We start from the raw sequence: 15900 nt of genomic DNA on the forward strand, positions 1-15900 counted from the left end.
CGTTACGCCTCGTCAGTCTCGTCGTCGGAAGTGTTTTCTGATCCGTCCGACGCCTCCTCGGCGCGCTCGGAGAGCGTCGCCTCGCCGCCGGCGGACTCGATCCCCTCGACCGCGCCGGCCGTGAACGCGTCGGCGGTGACGTGGAGCTCGCGGCGGACCTGTCCGCCGCCGAGCACCTTCACCACGTCCGCGTCGTAGCCGTCGTCGACGACGTCGCGGGCGTCGATGACGTACGCGTCGCCGTCCTCCTCGGCGAGACCCTCCGCGGCGTACAGCGCCGCGTCCTCGTCGAGTTTCTGGGCTTTGACCTCGAGGACCGCGGTTTGCGAGTCCTCGGGGCGCTTGAAGCCGTATTTGCCGAGCGGTCCGTAGTTGTGGTACTCGTGTTTCGCGCGACCGGCGGCACCGCGGCCGCCGCGGTGACCGGCACCGCGCCGGTTCTTGTGCGTGCCGCCGCCGTGCGTCCGGGAGCCGCGCTGTCGGCGCTTCTTGTCGGTCATCGCATCGCCTCCAGAAGCGCGTCGATCTCCTCGGTGGAGTGGCGACCGAGTTCGCCGCCCTCCACGATCGGGTGTTTGATCCCGTCGTGACCGCCGCGCGGGGCGTGAAGACGGAGCGTCGGGGAGAGACCCTGCTCGCGCAGCGTCGTCTCCTCGGCGACGATCGCGTCCGAAAGCGCCGCCACGTCGTCGTAGTCGGTGTGTTCCGCGACCCAGTCGTCGTCGACGTCGGCGTCGCCCTCGAGGGGCTCGCCGCGCCGCTCGATGGTGGCCGCCACCGTCTCGACGGTCGGCTCGCCGAAGGCGACGAGGTCGTTCACCTTCGTGATCATGCCGCGGTAGGAGTCGGTCTCCGGAACGAACGTCGCGTGGTTGACGCGCCCGACGTTCAGCATGTCGAGCGTGTCGACGACGCCCTCGTTCACGTTGACCTCACCGCGGAGCTGAACGATCGCCTGCATCACTCGCTCACCTCGTCGTAGTGGACCTGCCGTGCGTGCTGGGGCGTGCGGGACTGTGCCGCGTTCTCCAGCGCGTTGAACGTCGCCTTCGCGAGGTTCACCGTCGTTCGCGTGTTGCCGTCGGAGTTCGTCCACGCGTCCTCGACGCCCGCGAGCTCGAGGATGTTCCGCACCGTCTCCGCGGCGGCCAGCCCGAGTCCCTGCGGGGCGGGCTTGATCTCCACGGTGACGGAGCCGGCCTTCCCCTTCGCCGTCCGGGTCAGCGAGTTCGTGCCGCCGGGCTGGTCCTCCCAGGACCCGGAGCCGCGGTCGACCTCGATGACGTTCAGCTTCGCGACGTCGATCGCCTTCTGGATCGCGCCGCCGACCTGGTCGTCCCGTGCCTGCGCGTAGCCGAGGTAGCCGTCGCGGTTGCCCACCGCCACGACACACCGGAACTTCACGCGCCGGCCGGAGTCGGTCATGCGCTGGACCATATTGATGTCCAGCACCTCGTCTTCGAGCCCCGGAAGGAGCTGGTCGACGATCTCGGCCTCCTTCAGCGGGAGCCCGGAGTCGAGCGCCTGTTCCATCGACGTGACGTCGCCGTCCTGTACCTTGCGGCCGAGCCGCGTTCGCGGTTCCCAGCCGTCGTTGTGTCTACTCATGGTCCTCCTGTAGCTCGTCGAGCACGGAATCGAAGTGCTCGGGTAACTCGCCGGCGTCGAACTCCCCCGAATACAGCGGCTCGTCGAGCTGCTCGGCGTACGCGGCGATGTGCTCGCCTCGCGTGCGCGACCAGTCGGCCAGCACGTCGTCGTTGTGGGGGATCTCGAGGCCCGCGTCGATCGCTCCTTCCTGTACCGCGAACGTCTTGTTGCCGGGCGTCGCCGTGTTGAGCCCGATGTCGAGAACGGCCTCCTCGAGGCCGGCCTCGACGGCGCGGGCGCCCGCGAGGTACCCCGTGAGGTACGCGCTGGGGAGGTTGCCCGTCGGGGCGTCCCAGCCGTAGTCAGCGAGGTCCTCGCTGGAGGCGGCCGCGTGGGTCTCGTCGCCGTCGGGTCCGGGGGTAACCAGCTGCGCCCTGACGTGAGCGTTGCTCACCCGGGCGACCAGGCGAGGCTTGCCCGATTTCAGCAGGCGCAACCTCTGGTGGTAATCCGTCCGGACCTCTCGGCGGCGCCGCATCGGCACCTTGTATCGTGGTCCTGTCGCCATTATTCCGTCACCTCGTATCCGTACTGCGTCCGGATGTACGCCTCCAGACGGGCGACGTCCTCGAAGTCCCCGCCGCTCGCCTTGTTGTAGAGCGTGCGGTATTCGGAGGCGTCGAGGACGTCCTCCTCGTCGCGGAGTTCCTTCAGGCGCGCCCGCTGTGCGCGGATCCGCGCCTTCCAGTCGTCCTTGGTGTTCTGTCGCGCGCCGGCCTTCCCCTTCCGGGAGCCGGCACCGGTCTTGTGGCCGTACGAGCGCTTCTCCGCGCGCTCGCGGGCCCGACCGCGGGAGTTCGTCTTCGCCTCTTTCGCGCGGATCGTGCCCTGGTCGATGAGTTCGCGAACGTCCTCGCGGGTGATCGCGTCCTCGATCTCCTCCTGGGCGTCGGGGTCGAGCCAGACGCGGCCCTTGCCGACGTCGAGTTCGTCCGCAGCCAGCCGTTTCTGGGCCTTCAGGTCACTCATCGTCCACCTCCACCTCGACGTAGGTCGGGTTCAACACGCGGATGTCGCGCTCCTCCGCCTCGTCCTCGATCAGTTCGCGCTTGCGTCCGCCGACCTTCGAGGCGATCCGCACCGCCTGCGTGTCGCCGTCGACGCCCTCGAGGTCGTCCGTGTTGTGGACACGGACCTCCTCGAAGCCGCTCGGGTGAAGGTCGCGCGACGCCGTCGGCGAGCGGAACCCCGCCTCGACGACGGGACCCTTCGCCTTCATGCGGCGGCGCTGCTTGGAGAGCCCGCCGCGCGGCTTGCGCCACGACGTCGGGATCCGCTTCTTCTTGTGGTAGTCCTGCCGGTTGAACTGCGGTTTCCCCTCGCGGTGCTTCTGTGCGAGCGCGCGAGCGGTCTCCTCGTCCAGTTCCGGCGTCTTGTCGGCGTGGCCGCGGGGACGAAGCTCCGTTTCGACCTCCTCGTCGGGTTCGGCCTCCGCGGCCTCCTCGTCGGTCTCGTCTTCGATCTCCGCTTCGGCCTCCTCGTCGACCTCCAGACCGCCGACGTCGGCTTTGATACGCGCGGCGAGCGCGTTGCCGACGCCGTCGACCTCGGAGAGCTCCGACTGGGAGGCGGCCTTCACGTCCTCTACCGTCTCGTAGCCGGCCGCTCGAAGGGCGTCCGCCTTCGAGGGACCGACGCCGCTGATGTCTTCGAGTTCCTCGGCCATGTCAGGCACCTCCGGTCGGCTTCTCGACGATGTACACGCCGTCCTGGAAGACGCGCGTGTCCTTGTCGGTCACCTTGGTCAGCTGTTCGATGTCGGCGGCGGTCTGGCCCACGGCCTCCTTGTCGGAGCCCGAGAGCGTGACCGTCTCGCCGTCTATCTGTACGTCCGTGTCCCCGCGGATCGGGGTGCGTCGCTGCGCCTTCTCGCCGAGGAAGTTCTCGATGACGACCTCGTCGCCGTCCACGTCGACCTGCATCGGGAAGTGGGCGTAGTACACTTCCATCGTGTACTCCCATCCCTCGGTCACGCCGTGGATCATGTTGGAGACGTGGCTCTCGAAGGTGCCGACCGTGGCGTTCGTCTTCGCGTCCTCGTTCTCCGTGGCGATGGCGATCGCACCGTCCTCGACCGACACGTCGACGTCGGGGTACCAGAGGCGTCGCGTGACGCTCCCGTTGGGACCCTCGACGGTGAGTTCGAGGTGATCGGTCTCGGCGGAGACGTCGTCCGGAATCTCGATTTCGACTCTGTTCATTGTTAGTAGACGTATGCGATCACTTGGCCACCGATGCCCTCCTCGCGGGCCTCGTAGTGGCTCATGACGCCGTGGCTCGTCGTGACGATGAGCGTCCCGTAGTCACGGGCGGGGAGGTATCGCTTCTCCCACTTCTCGAAGTCGTCCGCGCCCGCGGAGTAGCGGGGCTTGACGGCGCCACATTCGTTGATCGCGCCTTTCAGTTCGACCTCGAACTTCCCGGCTTTCCCGTCGTCGACGTACTCGAAGCCGTCGACGTACCCGCGGTCGTAGAGGACCTCGAGGACGGAGCCGATGATGTTCGAAGCGGGCTCTACCGTGTACGACAGGTGGCCAACGCTCTCGGCGTTGTCCACGCCTGCGAGTGCGTTGGCGAATGGATCGTTTCCTGTCATGATCAGCTGTACTTCTCGAATCCCATGTCTCGAGCGACCTCGCGGAAGCACTGCCGGCAGAGGTTGATGTCGTACTTCCCGACTAACCCCTGCTCGCGGCCGCACCGCCGGCATTCGTGCTGCTGGCCGGTGCGTTTCGCCGCGTGCTCGCCCGTCTCGTTGTTCGCTTCGCTCATTCCGTTACCTCAACGTCGAAGTGCGTTTCGAGGAACGCGATGGCGTCCTCGGCGGTCATCCGATGGCTCGACGGGATCGAGCGGGTAACCTTGTCGCGCTTTGCGACGCGGTAGCCCGGTCGGACGATGGTCGTCGTCACGTCGAGCCCGTAGATGCCGATGTTCGGGTCGTACTCCTGGCTCGGGAAGTCGGTGTGGTCCTCGACTCCGAAGCTCAGGTTCCCCGTGTCGTCGAACTGTCGAGCCGAAACGTCGACCAGTTCGAGCGCCGTCTCGAGGAACTCGTGGGCGTCGTCGCCGCGCAGCGTCACCTTGACGCCGATCGGGTCGCCCTTGCGGATCCCGAACTCGGCGATGGTGCGCTTCGCGGTCGTCCGGACCGACTGCTGGCCCGTGACTTCCTCGATGATGTTCTCGGCGTCCGCGAGCGGCTCGCCGCCCTGGCCGACGCCCATGTGGACGACGACCTTCTCGACGGACGGCTCGCGCATCTCGTGGGACGCGCTCTCCGCGTCACTCATTGTCCTCACCCGCCTCGTCGGCGTCGTCGGACTCGGCCGCAGCGTCAGCGTCGTCGTCGGTGAAGTTCTCGTCGATGACGACGACGTACTCCTCGACCGTCTCGTAGCGGTCCTCGCCGTCGCCGACGACGACCGTGTTGGAGCCGGAGCCGAGCGTGACGTCGATCGTCTCGATCTCGCCGATCCGACCGGCGTGCTGGCCGGCGATGGCGGTGACGAGCGCGCCCTCCTCGTACTCGAAGTGGGCGACGACCTCCTTGGCCTCGTTGTCGACGACGATCGAGTCCTTGGTGTCGTACTCGGTGTCGGCGTCCACGCGGACGTTCGTGCCGTCGTGGAGCGTCAACTGGGCGTCTCCGCCGGGGACGATCGTCTTGTTCATCACCTTCCCGAGCCGGCTGCCCGCGGACTCCTCGTCGACGGGCGTCAGCGCGAGCCGACCACCCTCGTCGGGGAACACGCGGAAGTACTCCCCGCGGACGGGGAACGCCAGGATGTCGAACATCCCGATCGGCCGCTGTTCGTCCGATACCGCGTCCCCGTTCACGAGGATCGAGTCGTTGTTCAGCGCGTAGCGCGCCTCCTTCGTCGAGTCGACGTAGCCGAGCACGTCCCGCAGCAGGACGACGAGCGGGACGCCAGCCTCGCCGTGGGGGCCTGCGCCGGCCTTCACGGTGAACGTCTGGGTCTTCCGCTCGACCGGCCAGGAGTTCGGTACCGCCAGTCGTTTCTGATGTCGCGTCATTCGTTGTCCTCCTGGAGCCGCGCCTCGCGGCGGTCGTCCGAGAGGTCCAGATCCGTCACGCGGACGTTGCTCGCCGGGATCGGACGGGGAGCCTCTTCCCCGTCCGCTCGCTCGACGGTGACGTCCTCGACGGTGATCCGCTCGGCGGAGAGGTCCACCGAGAGGACCTCGCCTTCGGTGCCCGCGGCGTCGCCGCGGAGCACCTCGACGGTGTCGCCCGCGTTGACACGGACGCTCCGCTGGCCGTACTCCTCGCGGAGCTCGGGCGTGAGCGGTGACCGGACCTTCCGTTGTCGCTCGTGAAGCGACGCGGTCTCCGACTGTTTTCGTTGTTTGCGTGGCTGTTTCGTCATGGTTACACGATCATCGTCGCGGTGGACGCGATGCTCCCGTAGCGCTCGGCGACCTCGCGGGCGACGGGGCCCTTGATCTCCGTGCCCCGCGGCTCGTCGAGGTCGTCGATGATCACGGCCGCGTTGTCCTCGAACCGGACGCGTGTGCCGTCGGGACGGCGGATCGGCTTGCGCTGGCGGACGACGACCGCCTCCAGCACCTGCCGCCGCATCTCGGGCGTCCCCTTCGTGACCGAGACGGTCACCTTGTCGCCGATACCCGCCTTCGGGTGGCGATTCTTCGTGCCGGAGTAGCCGGCGACGGAGATCACCTTCAGCTCACGCGCGCCGGTGTTGTCGGCACACGTGATGAGGGAGCCCTTCGAGAGCCCCTGCGTGACGTCGGCCTTGAGCGCCTCCATCACGCATCACCCGTCAGGTTCTCGACGACGACGTGGGACTTCGTCTTCGAGAGCGGCCGCGTCTCCGCGATCGTTACTTCGTCACCGACTTCGAGCGAGTCGAGCACGCCCGGCACGTGTGCCGGGATGCGCGACCGACGCTTCATGTACCGATCGTATTTCGGTACGAACACGTCGTATTCTCGCTCGACGATGACGGTCTTTTCCATATCCGTCGACACGACCGTCCCCTCTCGGAGCTGGCCGCGGACGGGAAGCTGCCCGTAGAACGGGCACTTCTCGTAGTCGTAATCCTCCGGGTCGTCTGGCTCCGGAGGCATGGGTACGTCGATTCCTATCGCCATTGTGAGACACCTCGTTCGGTGCGTTCGGCGGGCCGGTCCCGCAGCCGCGTGCCATCCACCGTTACGTAGACCGCGTCTTTGCACTCGCCTCGCCGGCTCGCCGGACCCGCATCGTCACCGTCGACGACGCGTGTGGACCCGGACGGGCCGGACTGACGGGGGCGGACCCCCGCAGTATCCGACCCGAGTTGGGACGCGGACCCCGACGACTGGCCGTCGTCGGCGGCTTCATCTGTGCGTGCGGTCGCCGTCTCGACGACCGCGAACTCAAAGGTCGTGCCCGATTTGGGCACCCGCTTGTCCCCCGATCCGGTTCGCACCACGAGGGTGCGTTCCGTCTCGAACAGCACCCGACCGGCGATCCCGACGTGGGCGTCGCTGTCGGCGTCGACCACCCGAACCGGGAGGCCGACGAGTTCGTGCCGTACGAGCGTTTCGGGGGATATCATCGTTCGTTACTCGTCGTCGAAGTCGCCTTCTTCCGCCTGGATCGTCTTGATCCGGGCGATCGTCTTCTTCAGCTCGTTCACTCGGCCGGGGCTTTCGGGCATCCCGCCGGCCGCCTGCTGTGCCTTCGTGTTGAGCAGCTCGGTCTCGAGCTCCTCGAGTTCGACTTCCCGCTCTGCGGCGGTCATGTCGCGGATCTCGTCGGTGTAGAGGATCGCCATGTTACTCGTCCTCCTCGGCTTCCTCGTCGGCCTCTTCCATCTCGGCGACCAGGTCGGCCGCCTCCGATTCGATCTCCTCGTCGAGCTCGTCGAGCTCGTCCGGCTCGCCCTCGACGTCGCCCGTCTCGACGGGCTCCTCCGCGGGAGCGTCCGTCGCCCCGGTCGCGGTCTCTCCGGTCTCCTCGACGACCTCCTCGACGATCTCCTCGTCGATGACGTCCGCCGGATCGTCGTCCGGGACGTCGACGTCGTCGTCGGCCCCGACCTCCGGGACCTCCTCGGGTTCCTCCTCTAGGAGCGCCTCGACGCCCTCGTCGGCGGCCGCGTCGGCCTGGTCGACTTCGGGGACCTCGGCGTCCTCGCGGACGTCGAAGTCGTCGGGGAGCTTCGCGCCCGGCGGAATGATCTTGACGTTGACGCCGATGGTGCCGAGCTTCATCACGGCGACGCCCTTGCCGTGGTCGACGACCTCCTGGGCCGGCTCGCCGTTGTGTTTGATGTAACCGCGGTTGAACTTCTCCACGCGCGAGCGGGCGCCGGTGACCTTCCCGGAGAGAACGATCTCGGCACCGAGCGCGCCGGCGTCCATGATCCGGTCGATCGTGGTGTGGCCCGCCTTCCGGAAGTACCAGCCCCGTTCGAGGGCGTTCGCGAGCCGATCCGCGACGATCTGGGCGTTCAGGTCGGGCTCGTCGACCTCCTGAACGTCGATCTGCGGGTCGTCCATGTCGAAGCGGTCCTCCAACTCGGTGGTGATCTTGCGGATGTTCTTCCCGCCCTTCCCGATCACCATGCCGGGCTTCTCCGCTTTCAGGACGATCTGCGTGCCCATCGGCGTTTTGGCGACGTCCATGCCGCCGTAGCCGGCTCGGCCGAGCTCGTCCGCGAAGAACTCGTTGATCTGTGAACGGCGAAGGCCGTCCTCGATGAATTGGTGTTCGTCAGCCATTAGTTCTCAGCCTCCGGCTCCTCGATGATCAGTTCGACATCCGCGAGCGTGGTGTTCCACTGGGTCGCCCCCGCCGCGCGCGGGTTCCGACCCGGTCGCTCGCCGACCTTGTGGGGAGCGACGTGTTTGATGACCATCTCGTCGCCGTCGAACCCCTGCTCGTGGGCGTTGTGCTTGACGTTCTCTAAGAGCTTCAGGAAGTCCTTGGCGGCCTTCGCGGGATATCGTCCCGCGTCCCAGCCGTCGATGTCGGAGCGGTGGCCCGCGCCGGCGCTGTGCTGGCGCATCGGCACCGAGGTCTCCTCGTCGATGACCTCCTGGAGGTACGTTTCCGCGTCGGCGACCGTCTCGCCTTTGATCTCCCGGGAGATCTCCTTGCTGTCCTTCACGCTGATGGGCCGGTCGCGGAGCATCCCCTTGGCGGTGGTCTCCGGGTCGGCCTCGACGCTGTAGTTGATTCCCATGGGTTACTTGAGGGGCACGAACTTCGAGGACCGGGTCGCGCCGATGCCGGCCTGACCGTGTTCGACGGTGCTTCGGGTCTGGTGGAACTCGCCCAGGTAGTGTCCGATCATCTCGGGTTCGACCTGAACGCGCTCGAAGCTGTGTCCGTTGTACACGGAGAAGGTGATGCCGACGAACTCCGGAAGGATCGGCATGTCGCGCAGATGCGTCCGGATCGGGTCGTCGGCGGTCGTCTCCGCGTCGCGGCTTCGAGCCTTCTCGAGAAGCTTCTCCTTCTCGACGCTCAGGCCTCGCGTGATGCTTCGCCGCTGTCGTGCGGGGAGCAGTTCCACGACCTCCTCTACGTCCATCTCCTGCAGCTCGTCGAGCGAATGGCCGCGGTAGGCGAACGCCTCGCCCTCGCGGCCGGTGCGGTATTCGGAACTCATTTGTTGCTACCTCGTCCGGTCCGTTTGGATGCGATGTCCCCGACCTTGCGTCCCGGCGGGGCGTCCCGCGAGACCGACTTCGGCTGACCGGGGTGTTGGCGGCCACCCCCACCGAAGGGGTGGTCGACGGCGTTCATCGCGACGCCGCGAACGCGCGGGTACTTCGTCCCCCGCGCCTGCATCTTGTGGTACTTGTTTCCGGCCTTGACGAAGGGTTTCTCCGTCCGTCCGCCGCCCGCGACCACGCCGATCGTGGCGCGACACTGCGGGTCGAGCCGTTTCACTTCCCCGCTGGGAAGCTGGACGACCGCGACGTCGCGGTCGTGAGTGAGAAGCGTCGCCGAGACGCCCGAGGCACGGGCGAACTTCCCGCCGTCGCCGCGGTTGCTCTCGACGTTACACACGGGGACCCCCTCGGGGATCTCCGCGAGCGGGAGCGTGTTCCCGGGTTTGATCTCCGCCGAGACGCCGACCTGGATCGTCTCGCCCACGCGCACGCCCTCCGGCGCGAGCACGAGTCGACGGTCGTCGTCGTCGAACTCGACCTCCGCGAGCGGCGCGGAACGCGCCGGGTCGTGTTCGATCCCGACGATCTCGCCGGTGATCAGGTCCGTGTCCTCGAGCGTCTTGTGCGACAGTTCCGCCTTGTAGCGGTGGGAGGGGGCCCGGAACGTCGGGCCGCCGCGTCCTCGCCGCTGTCCTTGGATTCGTCGTCCCATCGTCAGAACACCCCGATCCGGGAGGCGATGTCGGTCGCGTCGTCCTCCTCGGAGAGCGTGACCGTCGCCTTCTTCTTGCCCTTCGACGTCACCTGCGTGTTCACGTCGACGACGGTGACCTCGTATCGCTCGGAGATCTCGTCGCGGATCTCCGGTTTGGTCGCGTCGATGTCGACTAAGAACAGCAGCTTGTTCTTGAAGTCCATCTCGTTCATCGCCTGCTCGGTCACGAGCGGGTGTTCGATGAGCGAGCTCATCGGTCGGCCACCTCCTCGATCGCCGACTCGGTCCACAGCGTGAGCCGACCCGGGTGCGCGCCGGGCGCGAGGTCCTCCGCGTTGACCTCGCCGGCGGTCGCGACGTCGACGCCCGCGAGGTTGCGAGCGGCACGCGACGGCTCCTCACTCGTGACGACGAGCACGGACTTCGGCTGGCGGTACTTGCGGCCGCGGGTCTTCCCGCGACCCGCGCGGACGGAGCGTCCCTCGTCGGCGCGCTCGACGTCGGCGTCGACGCCGACCGCCTCGAGCACCCCCAGTGCCTCCTGGGTCTTCTTCACGTCCTCGAAGTCGTCGCTCACGACGAGCGGGAGGTCGAGGTCGTCGTCGAAGGCGTGACCGCGGTCGGCGACGAGCTCGGCGTCCGCGGTGGCCGCGACGGCCGAACGGATGGCGAGCTGTCGCTCCTTGTCGTTCAGTTTCTTCGTCTGGTCCTTCTCGGCCTTCGGGGGGTGTGCGGCGCGGCCCGAAACCGCGTGCGGGACGCGGCGGGCGACGTTCTCGGAGCGCGGGACGTGAGCGAGCCCGCGCCCGGAGCCGAACGACTCCGCGGGGGTTCGCAGTCCGGCGAACTCGTCGGCCCCGTAGGCCTGTTTCCGGTTGGCCTGTGCGGCGCTGACCGCCCGACCGATGAGGTCCGGTCGGAACGCGGTCTCGAAGATCGCCGGCAGCTCGACGCTGCCCGCGTCCCCGCCGTCCAGGTCGTGTACTGTTGCGTTCATGGATTATCCCTGGTTGGATGCGGTGGATACGTACCGGACCTCGGGGTCGAGGCGCGGCTGGTCGTTCGGCCGGATGGCCGGGCGGAAGCGCAGCAGGCGCTTGTCCGGCCCCGGCAGCGAGCCCTTGACCAGCGCGTACTCGCCGTCGACCTCGCCGTAGTTGACGAAGCCGCCGTCGACGGAGGCGTCGTCGCCCTCGCCGAAGTCGATGAGGCGCTTGTTGAGCTCGGTGCGCTGGTGGTAGCCGGTCTGGCCCTGCTGGGGAACGGTGGAGCGCACGCGGGAGGGGTTCCACGGACCGAGGTTGCCGATCCGACGCCGCCATCCCTGGCGGGCGTGTTTGCCCTTCCGCTTTTGAACGCCCCAGCGTTTGACGGGACCCTGCGTCCCCTTCCCCTTCGTGATGCCGGAGACGTCGGTGTACTGTCCGGCGCGGAAGACGTCGCCGAACTCGTGGGCACCGCCGTCGTCGACGAGCTCGAGCGCGAAGTCGGCGCGCTCCTCGAGGGAGCCGCCGCCGACGCGCGTCTCCATCACGTCGGGCTTCTTCTTCGGCACGTTCGCGAGCTCCGAGGGGCTGGTGTGGGTGATGACGCGGACGTCGTCGACGACGTCGGCTTCGAGCAGCTCGTTGAGCTCCTCGGCGTCCTCCTCGAAGGTGTCCTCCGCCGGGAGGTCGAGGGCGCGGTCGAGTTCCTCGTGGAACTCGGTCGCCCAGACCTCGACTACCGGCTTCTGTCCGTACGGCGTGTCTTCGTAGGCTCGCACGGCGACGGCGTGCATCGGCGGCGTCTCCACCACCGTGACGGGGACGGACTCCTCCATCCCCTCACGCGGCGAGTCCGCCTCGTCGTTGACCATCATGACGTGGGTCATCCCGGCCTTGTAGCCGGCGAATCCCTGCAGTGCGGGTGCACCGTCGTCGTCTGGCCACGAGCGAATGCGCGGTACCTCGCTGTCCGCGCGGGTGCGTGGGCCGTAGCCCAGCGAGCCTTTTCGTGGTCGGCTTGGTTGTGGCATGTGTTTACTCCGTGAGTGTGAGCGAGCCGAGGGTCGCGAACAGAGCCTCCTCCGTTCGGACTACCCCGCTGCCCTGTGCCGGGATCGTGTTCAGCCAGAGGTCGAACCCCGGATCGGGTTCGACTCGGCGGCCGTCCGTGACGGCCGCCCGGATGTCCTCGGGCGAGAGCCCGAGCATCTCCGGAAGCCCCCGCTCCGGCGCGCCGAAGGCGACGGTGTATCCGCCGGCCTCCCGCGCGTCGGCGACGAGTCCGCCGAGCCGCGAGACGGAGAGTTCCTCCCCGTGTCGCGACGTGGCGACGGCGAGTCCGTCGCCGGCGAGCGCTTCCGACAGGTCCGCTTTCACGACCTGGAAGCCCGCCTCGGGCTTCCCGGTGATGCGGGCGCGGACCGGTTCTCTCGAAGAGACCCTGATGGTGACGCGCTCTCCCTGCTCGACCTCCATTTCGGAGGGAACGAGCAGGGAGATCGGGTGTTCCCCCAGCGGAGAATTGACCCGGACGCGGCCTTCAGGTCCGACCTCGGTCACGAGTCCCTGTGTTGTCGACTCGTCCCCGTTCGGGGGCGAGCCGGTCCGCCACGGCACGCGCAGCGGCGGCAGCACGCCGACGTACCGGAGCTCGTCGCGCTCGCCCCAGAGGTCCTTTCGGAGCTCCGGGGGCGTCGCGGCGTACCCCAGCACGGCACGGACGTACTCCCCGCCCCGGCGTCGTTCTCCTTCCCCGTCGGGGAAGACGACGAGCCGGTCCGCCCGGAACACCGCCGCCGCACGGGCGACGTAGCCGAGTTTGCGAGTCGCCTCGCGACCGTCCTCGGCTTCCCGGACGACCGAAGACGGGACACAGATCGTGAGTCCGTCTTCGGTGCGCATCGTGGCGAGACTGTACTCCTGATTCCGGACGACGGACTAAAAGGATAGCGGTCCGGTTTCGGGACTGTGGGGCGTTCACACGGAGGTATCCGGGAGTTTCGGGATCGCATCTGTCGCCATCCCACTCTAGTCGAACCCGCTCACCAGCGTGACGACCCACTGTGCGGGGTCGCGCTCGGCACGGACCTCGACCCGAACCACCCACTTCACCCACTGGAACCCCCGGCGACCGGGCGCGACGAGCCGCACGGGCCCGCCGTGGCCGTGCGTGAGCCGCTCGCCGCCGACGTGAGTCGCGAGGAGGGCGTCCTGGGCCTCCGCGAGGGGAAGGCTCCAGCGGTACCCCGTGACGGAGACGAACCGGACGTACGCGGGATCGGGGACGTCGCCGTCGGCATCGTCGGGGGCATCGGCGACGCCGTCGACGCTCCCGCCCCGGTTCCCGCTCCGCTCGACCCCGCCGGCCGCCTCGAGCAGGTCGCCGACCCGGATCCCGCCCCACTCCTGAACCGTATACCAGCCGCTCGTACAGTCGAGCAGTGCGGCGGTCTCGTCGCCGCCGAGTTCGTCCGCGGCGAACTCCCGTGGCTCCGCTACGAGCCCGGTCACCGAGAGCCGATAGCTCGCCCGGTCGATCGGGTCCGGGTCGTCGGCGACCCAGGAGGTCACCGGGAAGGCGTCGTTCCCGTCGCCCTCGCGCGGCTGTGACCCCGTGAACCGCCGGTTCGTGCCGTTCATCGAGAGGAGCGCGTTCGCACCCTGCTGGAGGCGGTAGGCGATCGCGCCCGCGATCAACAGCACTCCGTACTGGACCGCCGTTCTCCGCCCCTCGAAATCGACGCGCCGCGGCGGCCGGAATCGGGTCGCGGCGTGAAACGCAACCAGCGGGACGAGAAGCAGTCCGAAACCGACGTGGACGGACAACAGCGTCCAGTAGGAGACCCGAACGTCGACGCCGACGACCCACAGCGTTCCGGTCGAGATCGTTCCGACCGCGGCAAGGAGCGTGAGGATCGACAGCGCGGTCGAGCGTCGCCACAGCCGTCGATCGAGCAGCCGATGTCGCACCCGAGCCAGCTTCCAGCCCAGCAGGACGACGATCGCGAGCCCGAGCGACCGATGGAGCCAGAAGACCGGCCAGCCGTCGGGCGTGGCGACCGTGAACGAGACGAGCCCGGTGGCCGCCTCCGCGAGAACGACGGCGAGAAGCGACCAGTCGACGATCCGCGGCGGCGGCTCGAGCCGACCGAGGACGTCCAAGACGGTGTCACGGCCCGCCATGGCTCGTCTTCGGGTCGAGCGCACATTAGGGTTGGCCGGGGCGCATTATGCCACGGTCCGGTCACTCCGCGAGGAGGTACCGGAACGCGCGGAGGTGGTTCTCGCCGCTCTCCGTGAGCGAGACGTACTGGTACTTCGAGTGTTTCTCGATCTCGATGAAGCCCCGCTCCCGGAGCGGCTCCACGACCCGGGTGTTGAGCCGGCGGTAATACCCCCGATCGGGGTTCTGGACCCCCTCAGTCTCGTAGCGCTCGACGAACGGAAGCCCCTCGCGCCGCCCGTAGTCGATGAGGTCGCGTTTCGTGACGGGTTGGGAGTCGGCGACGTGGTCGAGGACTGCGACGTGTTCGTGCTCCGGCTCCTCGATGTGGTACTTCGGGAGCGTCTCCGGGGGCTTCGCGCCCGACGCGACCGGGCGCTCCTCTCCGCCCGCGTACGTCTCCGCGCGCACGTAGTACGGTACGGCCCCGGTCACCATACAGGCGATCATCCCGCCGATCGCCGTCACCTTCGATCCGGCCGCCAGGTTGACGTAGACGCTGTGCTCGCGGAACCGGTTCGACACCTCCGCTATCGTCCCCAGCGAGCTGTACAGGTTGAAGATGTCACACTCGATCGTCTCGATCCGAACGCCGGCGTCTCGGAGTCGCTCTCGGACGTTCTCGTGGTACGTCGGGCTGTCGACTCCCTCGTCGTCGGGGCTTGGTTCGAGGAGAAGGACCTCGTCGGCGTCGGCGTCGATCACCGGTTCCACGATTCGGTCCTCCTCGTATCCGAGGGGAACGATGTGGATGCGCCTCGGCACGTCCAGATCGGTCATGTCTGCCGACTTCGTCCGACGAGTATTGACTGTTGTGCCGATCCAGTCGATTGTGACGTTTATGTCGACATAATACCTATCCACCCGCGTCCCGTTCCTTCCGAGAGCCGATGCTCGTTTCAACGAGAGTGAACGATCTCGCAGTCGAGTGGTCCCTCCCCGACGGCGTCTCCTCCCCCGCCGACGACGACCTCCACGTCCTCGATCGAGGCGTATCGTCCTTCGATCGGACGGTCACGGACGGTCGACGATGACGCTCGAACGGCTCTCCCCGCCCCCGAGCGAGTCCGAGATCGATCGGGATCGACGAACGGTCCCGCTCGATCGGTCCGACGGACTCCTCGAGGTACTCGCCTGCGAGACGGCCCGTGAGGTGATCGCCGTCGTCCGCGAGTCGCCGTCGACGCCCTCCGAGATCGCCGACGAGCTCGACGTCTCCCTGCAGGCGGTCACGTACCACTTACGTCGACTCCAGCGTGTCGACCTCCTCGCGCCGGTCGGGGTTCGGTATTCGAAGAAGGGACGCGAGATGAACCTGTACGACCTCTCGACCGAGTCGGTGACGGTCGATCTCACGGAGCCGCGAATGTGACAAGTTTAAGTGTCCCACCGGCGGAGTGTTCGTTGCGAAGCACGCACCGGTAGTGTAGTGGTATCACGCAACCTTGCCATGGTTGCAACCCGAGTTCAAATCTCGGCCGGTGCACTCCCTTCGGTCGTGCACCGGCCTGACTCCCGTTCGCTTCGCTCACGGGAGTCTCGGCCGGTGCTTTTCATGAGCCGTCTGATCCTGAGTACGGATCTCTCCGCCACACGCTACTCGCAGGAATCGCGATCGTCCCTTCGTCCCACCCACCGCAGCCGCCCCGCACCTCACGCCTCCCCAGCCTCGG

27 protein-coding genes and 1 tRNA gene are annotated in these 15900 nt (G+C 67.7%); 2 read left to right on the forward strand and 26 right to left on the reverse strand.

What is annotated here, in order from left to right; translation table 11 throughout:
* Window positions 1-2 precede the first annotated feature (2 nt).
* The 26 genes from OKW78_RS09495 to OKW78_RS09620 form a co-directional block, all read right to left on the reverse strand.
* Entirely contained in the window at window positions 3-500 is a 498-nt protein-coding gene (locus tag OKW78_RS09495; RefSeq protein WP_281194941.1) for an uL15m family ribosomal protein, read from the reverse strand.
* Window positions 497-961: a 50S ribosomal protein L30 gene (locus OKW78_RS09500; protein ID WP_281194942.1), complete on the reverse strand. Its 465-nt coding sequence runs from the start codon at window positions 959-961 to the stop codon at window positions 497-499. Before OKW78_RS09500 ends, OKW78_RS09495 begins: the two co-directional genes overlap by 4 nt.
* On the reverse strand, window positions 961-1608 hold the full coding sequence (locus OKW78_RS09505) for a 30S ribosomal protein S5 (RefSeq protein WP_122106342.1): 648 nt from the start codon (window positions 1606-1608) through the stop codon (window positions 961-963). Before OKW78_RS09505 ends, OKW78_RS09500 begins: the two co-directional genes overlap by 1 nt.
* Complete coding sequence (locus OKW78_RS09510) at window positions 1601-2158, reverse strand: 50S ribosomal protein L18 (RefSeq protein ID WP_122106341.1); 558 nt, start codon at window positions 2156-2158, stop codon at window positions 1601-1603. Before OKW78_RS09510 ends, OKW78_RS09505 begins: the two co-directional genes overlap by 8 nt.
* Entirely contained in the window at window positions 2158-2619 is a 462-nt protein-coding gene (locus tag OKW78_RS09515; RefSeq protein ID WP_281194943.1) for a 50S ribosomal protein L19e, read from the reverse strand. The genes OKW78_RS09510 and OKW78_RS09515 overlap by 1 nt, the downstream gene beginning before the upstream one ends.
* On the reverse strand, window positions 2612-3316 hold the full coding sequence (locus OKW78_RS09520) for a 50S ribosomal protein L32e (RefSeq protein ID WP_281194944.1): 705 nt from the start codon (window positions 3314-3316) through the stop codon (window positions 2612-2614). Before OKW78_RS09520 ends, OKW78_RS09515 begins: the two co-directional genes overlap by 8 nt.
* A gap of 1 nt (window position 3317) precedes the next feature.
* Window positions 3318-3851, reverse strand: a complete 534-nt coding sequence (locus OKW78_RS09525) for a 50S ribosomal protein L6 (RefSeq protein WP_281194945.1) — start codon at window positions 3849-3851, stop codon at window positions 3318-3320.
* A gap of 2 nt (window positions 3852-3853) precedes the next feature.
* A complete protein-coding gene (locus tag OKW78_RS09530; protein WP_112077502.1) occupies window positions 3854-4246 on the reverse strand; it encodes a 30S ribosomal protein S8 in 393 nt (130 codons plus the stop codon).
* Between the two features lie 2 nt (window positions 4247-4248).
* The gene (locus OKW78_RS09535) at window positions 4249-4422 is read right to left on the reverse strand and encodes a 30S ribosomal protein S14 (protein WP_066413547.1); all 174 of its coding nucleotides are present in this window, start codon (window positions 4420-4422) and stop codon (window positions 4249-4251) included.
* A complete protein-coding gene (locus OKW78_RS09540; RefSeq protein ID WP_281194946.1) occupies window positions 4419-4943 on the reverse strand; it encodes a 50S ribosomal protein L5 in 525 nt (174 codons plus the stop codon). The genes OKW78_RS09535 and OKW78_RS09540 overlap by 4 nt, the downstream gene beginning before the upstream one ends.
* Window positions 4936-5688 carry a 30S ribosomal protein S4e gene (locus OKW78_RS09545; protein ID WP_281194947.1) on the reverse strand — a complete coding sequence of 251 codons (753 nt, stop codon included), beginning with the start codon at window positions 5686-5688 and terminating at the stop codon, window positions 4936-4938. The genes OKW78_RS09540 and OKW78_RS09545 overlap by 8 nt, the downstream gene beginning before the upstream one ends.
* Complete coding sequence (rplX, locus tag OKW78_RS09550; protein WP_281194948.1) at window positions 5685-6041, reverse strand: 50S ribosomal protein L24; 357 nt, start codon at window positions 6039-6041, stop codon at window positions 5685-5687. Before rplX ends, OKW78_RS09545 begins: the two co-directional genes overlap by 4 nt.
* Before the next feature lie 2 nt (window positions 6042-6043).
* Window positions 6044-6442 (reverse strand): 50S ribosomal protein L14, encoded by a 399-nt coding sequence (locus tag OKW78_RS09555; protein WP_066413534.1) that lies wholly within the window; start codon window positions 6440-6442, stop codon window positions 6044-6046.
* Complete coding sequence (locus tag OKW78_RS09560) at window positions 6442-6786, reverse strand: 30S ribosomal protein S17 (protein ID WP_122106332.1); 345 nt, start codon at window positions 6784-6786, stop codon at window positions 6442-6444. The genes OKW78_RS09555 and OKW78_RS09560 overlap by 1 nt, the downstream gene beginning before the upstream one ends.
* Complete coding sequence (locus OKW78_RS09565; RefSeq protein WP_281194949.1) at window positions 6777-7235, reverse strand: ribonuclease P protein component 1; 459 nt, start codon at window positions 7233-7235, stop codon at window positions 6777-6779. The genes OKW78_RS09560 and OKW78_RS09565 overlap by 10 nt, the downstream gene beginning before the upstream one ends.
* 6 nt (window positions 7236-7241) lie before the next feature.
* Window positions 7242-7454, reverse strand: coding sequence for a 50S ribosomal protein L29 (gene rpmC / locus OKW78_RS09570; protein WP_066413526.1), 213 nt, complete (start codon window positions 7452-7454; stop codon window positions 7242-7244).
* Between the two features lies 1 nt (window position 7455).
* Window positions 7456-8403, reverse strand: coding sequence for a 30S ribosomal protein S3 (locus tag OKW78_RS09575; protein ID WP_281194950.1), 948 nt, complete (start codon window positions 8401-8403; stop codon window positions 7456-7458).
* Window positions 8403-8867 carry a 50S ribosomal protein L22 gene (locus OKW78_RS09580; RefSeq protein WP_281194951.1) on the reverse strand — a complete coding sequence of 155 codons (465 nt, stop codon included), beginning with the start codon at window positions 8865-8867 and terminating at the stop codon, window positions 8403-8405. The genes OKW78_RS09575 and OKW78_RS09580 overlap by 1 nt, the downstream gene beginning before the upstream one ends.
* Before the next feature lie 3 nt (window positions 8868-8870).
* On the reverse strand, window positions 8871-9296 hold the full coding sequence (locus OKW78_RS09585) for a 30S ribosomal protein S19 (RefSeq protein ID WP_281194952.1): 426 nt from the start codon (window positions 9294-9296) through the stop codon (window positions 8871-8873).
* Window positions 9293-10015: a 50S ribosomal protein L2 gene (locus tag OKW78_RS09590; RefSeq protein WP_122106327.1), complete on the reverse strand. Its 723-nt coding sequence runs from the start codon at window positions 10013-10015 to the stop codon at window positions 9293-9295. Before OKW78_RS09590 ends, OKW78_RS09585 begins: the two co-directional genes overlap by 4 nt.
* A 2-nt stretch (window positions 10016-10017) precedes the next feature.
* Complete coding sequence (locus OKW78_RS09595; protein WP_281194953.1) at window positions 10018-10272, reverse strand: 50S ribosomal protein L23; 255 nt, start codon at window positions 10270-10272, stop codon at window positions 10018-10020.
* Entirely contained in the window at window positions 10269-11015 is a 747-nt protein-coding gene (gene rpl4p / locus OKW78_RS09600; protein WP_281194954.1) for a 50S ribosomal protein L4, read from the reverse strand. Before rpl4p ends, OKW78_RS09595 begins: the two co-directional genes overlap by 4 nt.
* 3 nt (window positions 11016-11018) lie before the next feature.
* Window positions 11019-12035: a 50S ribosomal protein L3 gene (locus tag OKW78_RS09605; RefSeq protein WP_281194955.1), complete on the reverse strand. Its 1017-nt coding sequence runs from the start codon at window positions 12033-12035 to the stop codon at window positions 11019-11021.
* A 4-nt stretch (window positions 12036-12039) separates the two neighbouring features.
* Complete coding sequence (locus OKW78_RS09610) at window positions 12040-12906, reverse strand: putative RNA uridine N3 methyltransferase (RefSeq protein WP_281194956.1); 867 nt, start codon at window positions 12904-12906, stop codon at window positions 12040-12042.
* A 126-nt stretch (window positions 12907-13032) separates the two neighbouring features.
* Window positions 13033-14187, reverse strand: coding sequence for a molybdopterin-dependent oxidoreductase (locus OKW78_RS09615; protein ID WP_281194957.1), 1155 nt, complete (start codon window positions 14185-14187; stop codon window positions 13033-13035).
* Between the two features lie 61 nt (window positions 14188-14248).
* Entirely contained in the window at window positions 14249-15007 is a 759-nt protein-coding gene (locus tag OKW78_RS09620; protein WP_281194958.1) for a DUF6293 family protein, read from the reverse strand.
* Between the two features lie 250 nt (window positions 15008-15257).
* Here OKW78_RS09620 and OKW78_RS09625 point away from each other — a divergent pair, with 250 nt between their 5' ends.
* Window positions 15258-15599, forward strand: a complete 342-nt coding sequence (locus OKW78_RS09625) for a helix-turn-helix domain-containing protein (RefSeq protein ID WP_281194959.1) — start codon at window positions 15258-15260, stop codon at window positions 15597-15599.
* 43 nt (window positions 15600-15642) lie between these two features.
* Window positions 15643-15713 (forward strand) — tRNA-Gly (locus OKW78_RS09630).
* The last annotated feature ends 187 nt before the right edge of the window (window positions 15714-15900 follow it).

It is taken from the genome of Halorubrum sp. F4 (assembly GCF_027257195.1).
Classification (GTDB): domain Archaea; phylum Halobacteriota; class Halobacteria; order Halobacteriales; family Haloferacaceae; genus Halorubrum.

Bases quoted from the DNA above. Each gene is read 5' to 3' on its own strand.
- OKW78_RS09595 (WP_281194953.1), bottom strand. From the start codon at position 10,272: ATGAGCTCGCTCATCGAACACCCGCTCGTGACCGAGCAGGCGATGAAC.
- rpmC (WP_066413526.1), bottom strand. From the start codon at position 7,454: ATGGCGATCCTCTACACCGACGAGATCCGCGACATGACCGCCGCAGAG.
- OKW78_RS09620 (WP_281194958.1), bottom strand. From the start codon at position 15,007: ATGACCGATCTGGACGTGCCGAGGCGCATCCACATCGTTCCCCTCGGA.
- OKW78_RS09565 (WP_281194949.1), bottom strand. From the start codon at position 7,235: ATGATATCCCCCGAAACGCTCGTACGGCACGAACTCGTCGGCCTCCCG.
- OKW78_RS09575 (WP_281194950.1), bottom strand. From the start codon at position 8,403: ATGGCTGACGAACACCAATTCATCGAGGACGGCCTTCGCCGTTCACAG.
- OKW78_RS09500 (WP_281194942.1), bottom strand. From the start codon at position 961: ATGCAGGCGATCGTTCAGCTCCGCGGTGAGGTCAACGTGAACGAGGGC.
- OKW78_RS09510 (WP_122106341.1), bottom strand. From the start codon at position 2,158: ATGGCGACAGGACCACGATACAAGGTGCCGATGCGGCGCCGCCGAGAG.
- OKW78_RS09505 (WP_122106342.1), bottom strand. From the start codon at position 1,608: ATGAGTAGACACAACGACGGCTGGGAACCGCGAACGCGGCTCGGCCGC.
- OKW78_RS09555 (WP_066413534.1), bottom strand. From the start codon at position 6,442: ATGGAGGCGCTCAAGGCCGACGTCACGCAGGGGCTCTCGAAGGGCTCC.
- rpl4p (WP_281194954.1), bottom strand. From the start codon at position 11,015: ATGAACGCAACAGTACACGACCTGGACGGCGGGGACGCGGGCAGCGTC.
- OKW78_RS09615 (WP_281194957.1), bottom strand. From the start codon at position 14,187: ATGGCGGGCCGTGACACCGTCTTGGACGTCCTCGGTCGGCTCGAGCCG.
- OKW78_RS09540 (WP_281194946.1), bottom strand. From the start codon at position 4,943: ATGAGTGACGCGGAGAGCGCGTCCCACGAGATGCGCGAGCCGTCCGTC.
- OKW78_RS09580 (WP_281194951.1), bottom strand. From the start codon at position 8,867: ATGGGAATCAACTACAGCGTCGAGGCCGACCCGGAGACCACCGCCAAG.
- OKW78_RS09525 (WP_281194945.1), bottom strand. From the start codon at position 3,851: ATGAACAGAGTCGAAATCGAGATTCCGGACGACGTCTCCGCCGAGACC.
- OKW78_RS09495 (WP_281194941.1), bottom strand. From the start codon at position 500: ATGACCGACAAGAAGCGCCGACAGCGCGGCTCCCGGACGCACGGCGGC.
- OKW78_RS09515 (WP_281194943.1), bottom strand. From the start codon at position 2,619: ATGAGTGACCTGAAGGCCCAGAAACGGCTGGCTGCGGACGAACTCGAC.
- OKW78_RS09610 (WP_281194956.1), bottom strand. From the start codon at position 12,906: ATGCGCACCGAAGACGGACTCACGATCTGTGTCCCGTCTTCGGTCGTC.
- OKW78_RS09590 (WP_122106327.1), bottom strand. From the start codon at position 10,015: ATGGGACGACGAATCCAAGGACAGCGGCGAGGACGCGGCGGCCCGACG.
- OKW78_RS09560 (WP_122106332.1), bottom strand. From the start codon at position 6,786: ATGGCGATAGGAATCGACGTACCCATGCCTCCGGAGCCAGACGACCCG.
- OKW78_RS09605 (WP_281194955.1), bottom strand. From the start codon at position 12,035: ATGCCACAACCAAGCCGACCACGAAAAGGCTCGCTGGGCTACGGCCCA.
- OKW78_RS09545 (WP_281194947.1), bottom strand. From the start codon at position 5,688: ATGACGCGACATCAGAAACGACTGGCGGTACCGAACTCCTGGCCGGTC.
- OKW78_RS09530 (WP_112077502.1), bottom strand. From the start codon at position 4,246: ATGACAGGAAACGATCCATTCGCCAACGCACTCGCAGGCGTGGACAAC.
- rplX (WP_281194948.1), bottom strand. From the start codon at position 6,041: ATGACGAAACAGCCACGCAAACAACGAAAACAGTCGGAGACCGCGTCG.
- OKW78_RS09535 (WP_066413547.1), bottom strand. From the start codon at position 4,422: ATGAGCGAAGCGAACAACGAGACGGGCGAGCACGCGGCGAAACGCACC.
- OKW78_RS09585 (WP_281194952.1), bottom strand. From the start codon at position 9,296: ATGAGTTCCGAATACCGCACCGGCCGCGAGGGCGAGGCGTTCGCCTAC.
- OKW78_RS09625 (WP_281194959.1), top strand. From the start codon at position 15,258: ATGACGCTCGAACGGCTCTCCCCGCCCCCGAGCGAGTCCGAGATCGAT.
- OKW78_RS09520 (WP_281194944.1), bottom strand. From the start codon at position 3,316: ATGGCCGAGGAACTCGAAGACATCAGCGGCGTCGGTCCCTCGAAGGCG.